12 protein-coding genes are annotated in these 12,131 nt (G+C 41.9%); 6 read left to right on the top strand and 6 right to left on the bottom strand.

Features of this window, described 5'->3' with window-relative positions; all coding sequences use genetic code 11:
• Positions 1-23 precede the first annotated feature (23 nt).
• The 4 genes from V7K40_RS28160 to V7K40_RS28175 all read left to right on the top strand — a co-directional run bounded on the left by V7K40_RS28160 (position 24) and on the right by V7K40_RS28175 (position 3,943).
• Entirely contained in the window at positions 24-380 is a 357-nt protein-coding gene (locus V7K40_RS28160; RefSeq protein ID WP_334965627.1) for a hypothetical protein, read from the top strand.
• A 419-nt stretch (positions 381-799) separates the two neighbouring features.
• Positions 800-1,198, top strand: a complete 399-nt coding sequence (locus V7K40_RS28165) for a hypothetical protein (protein WP_334965629.1) — start codon at positions 800-802, stop codon at positions 1,196-1,198.
• A 25-nt stretch (positions 1,199-1,223) separates the two neighbouring features.
• Positions 1,224-2,396, top strand: coding sequence for an NB-ARC domain-containing protein (locus tag V7K40_RS28170; RefSeq protein WP_334965631.1), 1,173 nt, complete (start codon positions 1,224-1,226; stop codon positions 2,394-2,396).
• Between the two features lie 65 nt (positions 2,397-2,461).
• A complete protein-coding gene (locus V7K40_RS28175; protein ID WP_334965633.1) occupies positions 2,462-3,943 on the top strand; it encodes a hypothetical protein in 1,482 nt (493 codons plus the stop codon).
• Positions 3,944-4,165: 222 nt separating this feature from the next.
• Here V7K40_RS28175 and V7K40_RS28180 read toward each other — a convergent pair whose 3' ends face one another.
• From V7K40_RS28180 to V7K40_RS28195, 4 genes are all read right to left on the bottom strand, one after another.
• Positions 4,166-4,375, bottom strand: coding sequence for a hypothetical protein (locus V7K40_RS28180; protein ID WP_334965635.1), 210 nt, complete (start codon positions 4,373-4,375; stop codon positions 4,166-4,168).
• 52 nt (positions 4,376-4,427) lie between these two features.
• Entirely contained in the window at positions 4,428-4,607 is a 180-nt protein-coding gene (locus V7K40_RS28185; protein WP_100899738.1) for a hypothetical protein, read from the bottom strand.
• Positions 4,604-4,780 carry a hypothetical protein gene (locus V7K40_RS28190; protein ID WP_334965637.1) on the bottom strand — a complete coding sequence of 59 codons (177 nt, stop codon included), beginning with the start codon at positions 4,778-4,780 and terminating at the stop codon, positions 4,604-4,606. The genes V7K40_RS28185 and V7K40_RS28190 overlap by 4 nt, the downstream gene beginning before the upstream one ends.
• A 315-nt stretch (positions 4,781-5,095) precedes the next feature.
• A complete protein-coding gene (locus V7K40_RS28195) occupies positions 5,096-7,012 on the bottom strand; it encodes a DUF1565 domain-containing protein (RefSeq protein WP_334965639.1) in 1,917 nt (638 codons plus the stop codon).
• Positions 7,013-8,057: 1,045 nt separating this feature from the next.
• Between V7K40_RS28195 and V7K40_RS28200 the strand changes: the two genes are divergently transcribed.
• Complete coding sequence (locus V7K40_RS28200; RefSeq protein ID WP_334965641.1) at positions 8,058-9,116, top strand: thiamine phosphate synthase; 1,059 nt, start codon at positions 8,058-8,060, stop codon at positions 9,114-9,116.
• A gap of 89 nt (positions 9,117-9,205) precedes the next feature.
• Positions 9,206-9,418 carry a sulfur carrier protein ThiS gene (thiS, locus tag V7K40_RS28205; RefSeq protein ID WP_273763690.1) on the top strand — a complete coding sequence of 71 codons (213 nt, stop codon included), beginning with the start codon at positions 9,206-9,208 and terminating at the stop codon, positions 9,416-9,418.
• On the opposite strand, the gene blaOXA is transcribed toward thiS, so the two are convergent.
• Positions 9,415-10,227 carry a class D beta-lactamase gene (gene blaOXA, locus V7K40_RS28210; protein WP_334965876.1) on the bottom strand — a complete coding sequence of 271 codons (813 nt, stop codon included), beginning with the start codon at positions 10,225-10,227 and terminating at the stop codon, positions 9,415-9,417. The two genes, thiS and blaOXA, sit on opposite strands and share 4 nt — an antisense overlap.
• 519 nt (positions 10,228-10,746) lie before the next feature.
• On the bottom strand, positions 10,747-11,979 hold the full coding sequence (locus tag V7K40_RS28215; RefSeq protein WP_334965644.1) for a glycosyltransferase family 4 protein: 1,233 nt from the start codon (positions 11,977-11,979) through the stop codon (positions 10,747-10,749).
• Positions 11,980-12,131: the final 152 nt, after the last annotated feature.

The raw sequence follows: 12,131 nt of genomic DNA on the forward strand, positions 1-12,131 counted from the left end.
TAAGATCGACCTAATTATTTTTAGTGGATTGTACTGAGGTATTTATTAAAAATGTCAAAAAAGTAACATTAAATAAGCAACAGATACCTCAAAGTCGTTTTGAGGTACTCCAAAGTCGTTTCGAGGTACCTCAAAGTCGTTTTGAGGTACTCCAAAGTCGTTTCGAGGTACCTCAAAGTCGTTTTGAGGTACTCCAAAGTCGTTTTGAGGTACTTCAAAGTCGTTTTGAGGTACTTCAAAGTCGTTTTGAGGTACTTCAAAGTCGTTTTGAGGTACTTCAAAGTCGTTTTGAGGTATTAGATGATGAGTTTTCTTGCCTTAATCCGATTTACGGCGAAGGCGATCGCGCTGAAAACTATAGCTGTCGCCAAGTCGTTTAGGACATAAACCTAATATAAAACCCAGACACCAAGCGACTTTCGACCCTGTTCCCTGTTCCCTGTCCCCTGCTATATCATAAATATAATTCAACTTTTTACTTCTCTGTTTTAACCAAATACAAGAAGGCTACAAGCAGACACTTTTTTAGTACATAGTTACTAAATAATCCAGTCAGAACTCAAATACCAACTTATAACCCTAAGTTGGTAAAACACACTTATGTGGTGACACCGCTCACGAACACGAGTAATGAATACTTTCAGCCACCCATTCTACTTAATAGCCCAAAAGTGGAATGCAGTCTAAATTAGGAGCCTAAATCATAAGCTAACTAGATATTTTCTTCATTAATTGCGAAATCTAAAAGAGAAACTATGTGATAAAAGTAAAATATGATGCCGCGCTTAAGAGGTAGTAGATGGAGCCATTAACTGCTGGTGCGATCGCTATTGGAACTGTGATTGCGACTAAAGCTTTAGAAAAAACTGGCGAAAAGGTAGGCGAAGGGTTATGGGATAAGACTGGTCAGTTTCTCGTCACCCTCAAAAAACACTCTCCCGATACTGTAGTTGCTATTGAAAAAGCACCGTCTCAACCACTTGATTATGGTAAAGCTGTACTAGAGGTAGAATCAGCAGCAAAAGCTAATCCTGAAGTTAATCAAGCCATGCAGGAATTAGCAGCAGCAGCGAAAGCAGAACCCAATCCCAGACTTAATGAAATTCTTGCCATGCCTAATTTACAAAAATTGGCAGAAAAAATTGGTCAGGTGGTTATGCCTGGTGGAACAGGCAAGATCGATAACATGTCCTTTTAAACGAGCGTGACTCTTAACTGTATAAATGTCTAACGATGTCGGGAATTTCGCTGAGAAAATTGGTGTTTATGTTGCACCTGCTGGTCAAGCTTTCATCGGCACTCAAAATATTGAAGGGCAAAAGCAGTTACGTCCGTTCCAAGCACCACCATTACCAACTTACTATGTAAATCGTCCCGAATACAGCCAAGACCTAAAAGCTCGTCTACTCACAGATTCATCAGATGTACGTACCTTAGTAGTAACTGCCATTCACGGCTTAGGTTCGGTTGGTAAATCTACCCTCGCAACGGCTTTAGCACGAGATCAAGAGATACAAGCTCATTTTTGTGACGGTATTCTCTGGGCAACTTTAGGTCAACAGCCTAATCTTCTAACCCTGCTTAGTGGTTGGGTACAGGCATTGGGGGACTACAACTTTAAAGCCACCAGCACAGAAGCTGCTTCCAATCAACTGCGTACACTGCTGTATGACAAAGCTGTGCTGCTAGTAGTAGATGATGCTTGGAATCCAGAGGATGCACAAGTATTTAATGTTGGTGGAGCGCGTTGTCAAGTTTTAGTAACAACCCGTGACGCTGCGATCGCTCATGTATTAAGAGCAAGCACTTATAGCCTAGATGTCATGACACCAGAGCAGGCTATAGAACTGTTAACTAAGAAGTTAGGACGCGCGATTACTGGTGCAGAACATCAGTCAGCGTCCGATTTAGCCAAAGCCATTGGTTATCTCCCACTAGCATTAGAATTGGTAGCTGCTGAAGTGGCTAGTGGTACAACTTGGACTCAATTGTTAGAAGATTTTCAGCAAGAGATAGCCCGATTAAAAACTCTTGACCGACCAGAAGCAGAAGAAATTACTGATGAAGCCATTTTAAAACGCTTCAGCTTAACAGCATCATTAAATTTGAGTGTCAAGAGAATGCCTAAAAAAAAGCAGGAGCATTTCTCTTGGTTGGGAGTATTACCGGAAGATGTCACCATAACTAAGATGATGGCAACGACTTTGTGGAAAATGGATGTACGTGATACTGCCAAGACATTGCAATATTTGCAAAATAAAGCACTGTTATTGTCTGGAGTTACTTTGGCAGATGGCACACCAACCTACCGTTTACATGACTTATTTCATGACCTTGCACGTAATTTGTTAACCGCTCACCAAACCCAAAGTCCGAAGGCGATTTCCCAGGGTTAGGTATAACTCTTACTAATGCTCATGCCACCTTTATAGAGAAATACCGACAAAAAACCCAAGATAGTTTGTGGCATACCCTGCCCAATGATGGTTATATCCATCAGCATCTAGTTTGGCATTTGGAAAAAGCTGAAAAGGTAGAAGAAATTCATTCATTATTGCGGGAGGAGTCAAAAACAGGAGCTAATGGTTGGTATGAGGCGTGCGATCGCTTGGGACAAACTGCCAATTTTGTAACTGATGTTGCTCGTGCTTGGCAATTGGCAGAAGACACCTGGACTCTCGCAACCCTACCTCAAGTTATTGGATTGCAGTGTCGCTATGCTTTGATTATTGCATCCCTTAATAGTCTGGCAGCTAATTTACCAATTAAATTGCTTCTGGCGTTGATCGAAAAAAATGTATGGACTCCCGAACAAGGACTTGCTTACGTTCTACAAAGCCCGAATCCAATACAGAAAGTATACTCGCTTACTAAGCTAGCCAATCATTTACCACCAAACTTAAAAGAATTAGGACTCTCAAAAGCACTGACTGTTGCTTGGGAGATTCCGGATAAGTCGCATCGCGCCTATGCCCTAATTTGTTTGGCTGATAAATTGCCAGAATTATTACCAGAGGCAACGACTGCTGCTAGGGAGATTCCGGATGACTGGACTCGCGCCTATACCTTATGTAGTTTGGCTGATAAATCGCCAGAATTGTTACCTTTAGCACTGGCTGCTGCTAGCGAGATTCAGTCTGAGTTTTCTCGCGCCATCGCCCTACGTAATTTGGCTCATAAACTGTCTCCTGAGTTGTTACCTCTAGCACTGGATGCTACTAGGAAGATTCAGTCTGAGTATTATCGCGCCATCGCCCTACGTAATTTGGCACGTGCTCTGCCTCCTGAGTTGTTACAAGAAGCACTGGCTGCTGCTAGGGAGATTCCGGATAAGTATTCTCGCGCCCATGTCATAAGTAGTTTGGCGGCTATTCTGCCTCCTGAGTTGTTACAAGAAGCACTGGCTGCTGCTAGGGAGATTCCGGATGAAAAGGAGCGCGCCGATGCCCTAAATAGTTTGGCGGGTATTCTGCCAGAATTGTTACTAGAGGCATTGACTGCTGCTAGGAAGATTCAATCTGAGATGGATCGCGCCGATGCCCTAAGTAGTTTGGTTGTTAAACTGTCTCCTGAGTTGTTACAAGAAGCACTGGCTGCTGCTAGGGAGATTCAGTTTGAGTGGTATCGCGCAAAAGCCCTAAGTAGTTTGGCGGCTATTCTGCCAGAATTGTTACCAGAAGCACTGGCTGCTGCTAGGGAGATTCAGTCTCAGGATAATCGCGTCACTGTCCTACGTAGTTTGGCTGGTAAACTTTCACAAATACAAAAAACTCCACTTTTTGAGTACTGGCGAGAAACACTTCACATCTTATCTGTTCACACTCGCACAGACTTACTCAAGGATATAAACGCATTAACTCCTGTTATATTTATTTTAGGTGATAAACTTGCAGTGAAAGATATAGCTAATGCCATTCAAGATGTGTCCCGCTGGTGGCACTAAAAAACAACATCTTTAGTGCCACGCTCAGATTGAACAAAAGAGCCATTAGGTGGAACACACCCCAATAACGAGTTATTTTCGACGGTGAGCACACCTCGCTTGTCAAAAATAACCCGCTATCATGAAGGCAACTAAAATAAACGCTCTTAAAAATATTTTGTAAATCCAACAAATAACCGAATGTTGGTAAAACGATAAAAATCTGGCATACTGACGGTAACGCTACCCTTTGTTCGGTCGAGTTTCGTCATTTCTCTGCCCTGGATATCTTAGCCGATTGCCAATCACCGAAAGTTGGTAAAACGGAAAAAAGTTAGCCTGCTGTATCCAGACGCAAGTCGCCAAATCAGCGCAGATATAAGGGTGTGCGATCGCGGGAATATCCAAGAAGATGATGGCTGAAGGCAAGTCCCAAAATTCACATTGAGTCAAGTTGCTAAATTGAAAAAACCCCGTTACTGGAATGTCACTAACGGGTTCTATGTTAACTAGCTTGATTAATACGCCGTTTTAACTCAGCCTCTAATTGTTCTGGAGTGCTGACTACTACACCCGGTTTCGCTCTCATGATGCTGAGGTAATGCTGAAATGCCTCCTCATCCTGGGGGTTTGATATTACATATTGTCTTAATTCTTGCTCATTAAGAGTTAAATAGTCTGTCATCGGATAATGTTCTCCCCATTACTAAGAATTTCTACTTGGATGGTTTCGCCTATCAAAATCACGATTCGGCTTGTCCTCTGATTAAATCTAACCAATGCTATATCTCTAAGCAAATTACTAGCCCGAACACAAAAGTCAAAGAATGCTTTAAGTTGTTCGATGGTCGGTTCCATACCTTTTACCATTGAATAAAATTAAATCGGTTCATTCGTGACAAGTTAGGATAATATTGCTTTTGTCAATTATAAATTCCGCTGAAAAGTGAAGAGAAAATAAAGTATCAAGTTAAGCTTAGTACTTAGCTTAAGCAGAAAAGTGAATGATGAGTGCAAAGATTAAGCGATCGCGCTCCCTGAAAAAGAGCGATGCCTCCCCACAGTAAAAAAGCGATCGCTCTCTCAAGTCGATCAATATTCATTTTGAGGTGCTTTTGTCGTTAATTCTATATCTTTTGCCCCATACCCCATTCCCAATCCCCAATTCCCTACTCAATTCAACGGTTCCATAATGGCCCTTAAACCGTTGCTAGAGAGTGTTTTGAGCATTTCTTTGGCGTTATATTCACTGCTAAATACTCCTGCTTGCATAACTCTTTGACCTTGCCAAATTGTGGGAAACGCATCAGGAGCAAGGAATCGTACTAAATCTTTATCCTTATCGGTTGCTAGTGGCACTACTACGCGATAGCGGATACCAAATTGTGTCGCAGAGTTACCATTATAAGGAATACTTGCAGAACTTGTTTGCAGATTGCGAGTATTAGCAATGGGGATATTGTGATCAGGAACTGGCAAAAGTGCTTCAGCATTTGGGGCAGCAGTTTCTAGTATTGGTAATGGCTGCTGTGTTTGATCGCTCACGCTGGGAACTGGTGGCTGTGCTACTGAATTAGATGGGTACTGAGGAGCTGTAAACTCAATTGTATTGGGATCGATCCGCACATAATTCAACTGTGGTCTATCAGGCGGCTCTGCTGGACTGGAAGTTGCAATTTTTGAAGTGTTAGTTGGTATTTGTCTACCTGACAAGCTGCTAGGAGTAGGAAAACCGGCAACTTTAGAGGTGGCTTGCTGTTGATTGGATATGGGGACGGAAAGTGGTATATTAGCTGGCACTAATGGGAGCAATTGACTGTTTAATTGTCCAGGAACAGGATTATTTGGTGAAATGCTGTTGCTGGTTTGCCCATTAGTAGTTTCAGAAACTCCAGCAGCCGAGAAGGTGATTTCCCCAGTTGGTGGTATTTCTCGTAACACATTATTGGGCACAGGGGCGGGTTGGGAATTTTGGGTTACTAGTGCAGTTGTACCGTTAATATCTACCTTACCAGTGATGCGATCGCTCACAAGATTGTTACCAGCAGCAGAAATCACTTGTTTAGCAGCGCTGGCGTTAATATCGTAACGAGCATTATTTTGAAATGCATTACCCCCAGGTTCGGATGCATTACCCAAATCTGGCATTGCTTGAGCGATCGCAACTAAACCATCTTCTTTATTATCTTGAATAGAATTATTCCGTAAAATCGGGCGGGCATTTGCTTGCACAATAATTCCCGATCTATTGTTTTGAATTTGATTGCCTATGACTATAGGAGCAGCATTTTGGGCAATATTGATCCCAAAACCCGTTTGCTGAAAGACATTTTCCTTCACTTGGGGACTGGAGTTACCGGCAATTGTGATGCCATTGGCTCCATTGCGCTCAAAATAATTCTTGCTAATGGTAGGTGCAGCATTACCACTGACGGAAATCCCATCCTGGGTACTACCAATAAATGTATTTTCTGCGACTACCGGATTGCTAGATTCAATCCATAAACCGTAACCACGGCGATTGGAATTCGTCACCGTCACCCCAGTCAGGAAGGCTTGGTTTGCTGCGACAATTGCGACATTTTGACCGCCAAAGCTCCGGCTCAGGTAATCACCACCTCCCTGAATGATAATATCCTTTCCTTGATTGCTAGGGTTACCTTGAATTGAAATACCCGGTTTCAGTATTAAGGGGAAAATCTCTCCTGTCTCGGCGCTATAAGTGCCCGTGGAGAGCATAATTACAGTATTGGTATTAGCTAATCGCAACGCTTGGGTAATTGTTTTCACCGGAGCAGATTCGCTGCCATTACCTGTGCTGTCATCTTTGCCACTTGGGTTGACAAACAGCACGTTAACCTGAGAATTTCTTTTTTCACCCAGAAATGCTGAATCTGGTGTCAATGGAATCTGAGCGATCGCACTACCCAGGCTTGTACCCAAGAACCCTATACTTACCGCTACCATACCTACGGTAAAAGATAATACTGAAAAACTAAAAAATAAAAGCCTTGCTGATTTCAGAAACTTCAGCTTTACAATTAGAACATCTACTTTACGGTACTTAGAAAACACACGAAGGGGAATCATCTTTAACACAACTCCTTATAAGTAACAATAAATTCTTATACTCTATAAAAAGTATTATGTCGATAATATTACCCATATATTGTGCAATTGGCGATTTTTAATACATAGTAATAATTGATATTGAGTTATTCTTTATAGCACTATCATCCCAGATGATAGTATTCGGGGTGGCGGCACCGCAAGGCGGAAGTCAAAAATCAAAAGTCAAAAGTCAAAAGTATTATGGAATAAGCTCTTTAGGAATTTTAAATGGTTGCTCTATTTACGCCGTAGCGTACTAGTGAATTGACATCAAAAATTTGCTTTTGGCTATCAGGTTGGCGTTTAAAACAGGAAACGCATTTACAGGGTCGTTTCCTTCCCAGGTAAAACGTCGATTTTCGATAATATCTTGAATCTCTTGGGAAACGTTTGATAAGAAGTTATAACGAATTTGTCGCGATTGATTTACAGTATCTGAATTAAGAAGATTCTCAAGTTCTCTAACGGAAACTAAACCTCATCTATGTTGAGAACCGTAATTTTTGCCCTGACCCTAAATCCCTCTCCCAAGTTGGGGGAGAGGGACTTCTTTCCGGCTCCCCTTCTCCCAAATTTGGGAGAAAGGGCTGGGGGATGAGGTTTTTTCTTTTCATAGGGAAAGAACTACAGTTTTCAAGGTGGACACGGTTTATTTGCATTCCACCTTGATACCAACATTGATATTTAAATCTTCCTCAAAGACTAATGCTCTCTAAATAGTATCCATGCAGTCTCAAGTTTAATTTGCCCATTGGGGATTTTCTGGTGTATCCGCTTTTACCAGTCTTTTGTAAGCTTGTCGTTTACCGTAAAATACTTGACTAACCTTAGTGCAAAACTGTAGCCTCAAACTACCCTTATCACTGGCTATAGGAACATGGGATAATTTACCGTAACCCTCACTTTTACATTCTTTTGCGTAATTTTCGCAAAATTTGAGTAAAAAAAAGCAAATTAATTAATTATGGTTACTAGGATATATGATAATTCACACTTCGATGAAAGCACTAACGGGGTTGTTGTAATGGTCGAGCCATACAGCCAAAAAGAGCAAATACAGCAGGTTGTCTACCGCATTTTAGATGCTAATTTAGACCGTGCTCGTGAAGGCTTGCGAATTATTGAGGAATGGTGTCGCTTTGGATTGAATAATGCCCAGTTGGCTCTTGAATGCAAGCGCTTGCGACAAGAGGTAGCTAAGTTGCATACCCCGGAATTGCGGGCGGCGCGAGATACACCAGGCGATCCTGGAACTGAGTTAACTCATCCTCAGGAAGAACAACGAGCTAGTATAAAATCAGTATTGCAAGCTAACTTTTGCCGTATAGAAGAAGCATTGCGGGTACTGGAAGAATACGGCAAGCTTTACCACCCAACTATGGCTAAAGCTTGTAAGCAAATGCGCTATCAGGTTTATACCCTAGAAAGTAGTTTAATGGGTCATCAGCGCCATCAATTGTTGTGGCGATCGCGTTTGTATCTTGTTACTTCCCCTAGTGAAAATTTGTTGAACAACGTCGAAGCTGCACTTAAAGGTGGATTAACGCTTTTACAATACCGCGACAAAACCGCCGATGATTCTTTGCGTTTGGAACAAGCTAAAAAACTCCGGCAGTTATGCCATATCTATGGTGCTTTGTTCATTGTTAATGATCGCGTGGATGTAGCTTTAGCTGTCGATGCAGATGGGGTGCATCTGGGACAACAAGATATGCCTATTGCTGTTGCTCGGCAATTACTCGGTTCGCAGCGTCTGATAGGTCTTTCTACCACAAATAAAGAAGAAATGCAAGGAGCAATTGCTGAAGGTGTAGATTACATCGGGGTGGGGCCAGTTTATGAAACTCCCACGAAACTAGGTAAGATCGCAACAGGTTTAGAATATGTCAGTTATGCTGCCAAAAATTGCTCAATTCCCTGGTTTGCTATTGGGGGAATAGATGCCAATAATATCAATGATGTGATCGATGCCGGAGCCGAACGTGTAGCAGTGGTGCGATCGCTCATGCAAGCCGAACAGCCTACCCTAGTAACACAATATTTCCTCTCCCAACTCAATCGCATTAAACCAGAACCTTTATAAATTCTAAATTCAAAATGGTTTTCTGCAACTTAGCACAAACGATGAAAAACTAGCCTCCAATGCCCAATACCCAATTTCCAACATGACTTATGTCCAATGAAATTACGGTTCAGGTAAATGGGGAAACCCATAGCTGCTCGTTTCAAACTTCTTTACCCGATTTGCTCCAACAGTTGGGTTTTAATCCCCGCTTGGTGGCTGTAGAATATAACGGCGAAATTTTACACCGCCAGTTTTGGCCGCAAACAAAAGTGCAACCAGGCGATCGCTTAGAAGTAGTAACTATTGTTGGTGGTGGTTAGTTAATTTGAGCCAGCAAGCCTAAATCCTTAAGGCTGCGTCGTGTAATCTCGATCCGGGCGGGTGCATCCTCTGGTTTCTGCATATCAAGGGTTGTGGCGAAAAAGTAGACGTTTTTATTTTGCTCTAAATAACCGACGAACCAACCAACTTCTGGTTTGGTACTCGTTAACCATCCCGTCTTTCCTCGCAGTGTGTAGTCTGGAGTTTGTTCACGTACCATAATGTCTTTGACAAGATTTATTGTCCGCTGCGAGAAAGGCAAATCGCCTTGATACAACCGTTGTAAAAACTCAATTTGCTGTTTGGGTGTAATTTGTAAGGGCTTCTGTAGCCAAAAACGATCAATGTCTGCGGCAGTGCCAATCTGACGGTTACCGTAGCCTACTTTGTTAATAAATTGCTGCATCCGTTCATATCCAGCCCTACGTGCGAGTACTTGATAGAACCAAACAGTTGAATCCTTAAAGGCTTGACGCAAATTCGTATCATGATTCCAGGCATCAATCTCTCGGTGAATTCCATCCCAAGTGAGAACCGCCACATCATCAGGGACTACATTTGTTTGGAGCGCTACCAGTGCGTTAAAAATTTTGAATGTGGAAGCTGGAGCGATGGCAGTTGCATTACGTTGAGGATTGTGTTCATAGATCCGGTTGTTTTTTGAGTCGTAAATCAAGATAGAGCCTTCACGCCCGAATTCTAGAAAGTGTCGCCCCAAATTTGGCGCTTTAACAGTGAGCATTGCTGGACGTTCAGATGAGGTTGAAGCAGGTTGAGCCAGAACATACATTGCTCCAAAGGTAATCATACTCAATACAGTAAGACATCCAATGAATGTAAACACAAGATATTGCGTTCGGCGCTTTGCGTAGTGCCGAAGGGATTGCCATATGCCAAACAAGATATTTTTCATCGCATATTTAATCAAATCACAAGCGAGATTCTACACTGCAATCTTGCTCGTTTTTGTAGCTATTTGTTAGAAGCCATTTATCAATAGGACTTCTACCAAATTGTAATTGTTAGTATTTTCTTGAATCTCATGATTTAGGATTACTATAGCAATTTTCATTTCAATGAGATACATGATAGAAGCGCACAGTTGTTATTGGTGTCAACTTAAGGTGAAAGCTTAGTCTGATAAGAAGAGTGAAAATTTTTCGATGTACCACCTAGATTTTAGATCCCCCTTAAGGGGAGAACTAGAATCGAGTGCCCCATTTTTAAGGGTGTTGAGGGATCTAAAATGACGGTAAATTGAGTGTTTGATATTACTGGCATTAGCTTTTGGCGTGCCGCCGTAGACATCGCTCGATATGGGTTGATCTTACAAAATAGCGTTTCTCCCTTCTGATTTGTAAAGCGATCGATGAAGGGTTCTGCGCTTGGCTAATTCTTTACCTTTACGACCGAGTTGCTCACGTAGTTGCTGGTCTTTGCACAACCGATTGAAAGCTTGAAAAACTTCATAACCAGAATTGGGATTAACCAGTATTCCATTCTCCTCATGCTGCACTGTGTCTAGAACACCGCCTAAGCGAGGGGCAATTACAGGCTTACCGAAGTAACTTGCTTCTAAATAAACCATACCAAAACCCTCCATACTATTAGCTTTAGTATCCGATAAAGTCAGCATCGCAAATATGTCACAGGCTGCATAATAACCAGCTAATTCCCGCTCTGGCACATATCCGGCAAAGTGGACTCGCTTATCTACCCGCAACCGATGCGCCAGAGATTTCAGTTCCGATTCACTTGGCCCTTGACCGCAGAGTATATAGTGGACATCGACCCCAAAGGTTAGCAATAGTGGGATGTTATCAATTACTCGGTCAAAACTTTTATGTTTTACTAGCCTTCCGATGGAAAGAATAACTATTGCTGTTTCGGGAATGTTGTAAGTCTGACGCACGCGGACACGTAAATCATCAAGGCTAGTGGGACTCGCTACATTATTACCAAATTTTTCTGGTCTGATTACCGGGTTAATCACGTGGGTAGGAGTATCTAATCGCAAAGCAGTTCTGAGGTAGTCTCTTGTATAAGAACTGTTACAAACAATGCCTTCGGCTCGTTTGAGTGTTAATTTAAAGAGCGATCGCAGCACGGGATTGTGTAATACACAAAGAAGATCATTACCGTGCAGATAGATAAAAAAGCGAATAGGTAGCAAATAGCTCAATAGCAACAGTGAAGGAAAGTCATAACCGTGACCCCACTCTATATAACGGTAGTGATAGCGAAAATAAAGTTTGATTGCTAGTACAAATGAGCAGAGGATATTGACCAAAGGCTTCAGGATACTCCCCACAAAGCCACTACGCCAGTATCTAGGGTAAAACCAGCGATGCACGGGAAACTGTTGACCTTGATCAAATACTTGATCTCCTGAGCAACTAGCCGCCAGCACAATAACTCGTTCTGGATCTTGGAGACAGCGATTGTAGATATATTCCCCAATTACAGCTTCTTTTGGTAGGAAGATCCTGGATATGACTAGGATATCTGGGTATGCAGCTTTGTCTCTGATTTCGGCTGTAAGTTGAGAAATATGTTCCATAACAAAGTTGATGACTATATTTCAAATAATTTTTAATTTATTTACAATAAGGATTATTTTCAAAGCCTTAATTACTATTTTATTTCTTTTAAAACGAATCTGGTAGACAAATTTGAAGCCGATTTTACAAGATTAGCCAGGAAGATTATTTT

The sequence above is a fragment of the Nostoc sp. genome, assembly GCF_036917195.1.
In the GTDB taxonomy this organism is placed as follows: Bacteria; Cyanobacteriota; Cyanobacteriia; order Cyanobacteriales; family Nostocaceae; genus Nostoc.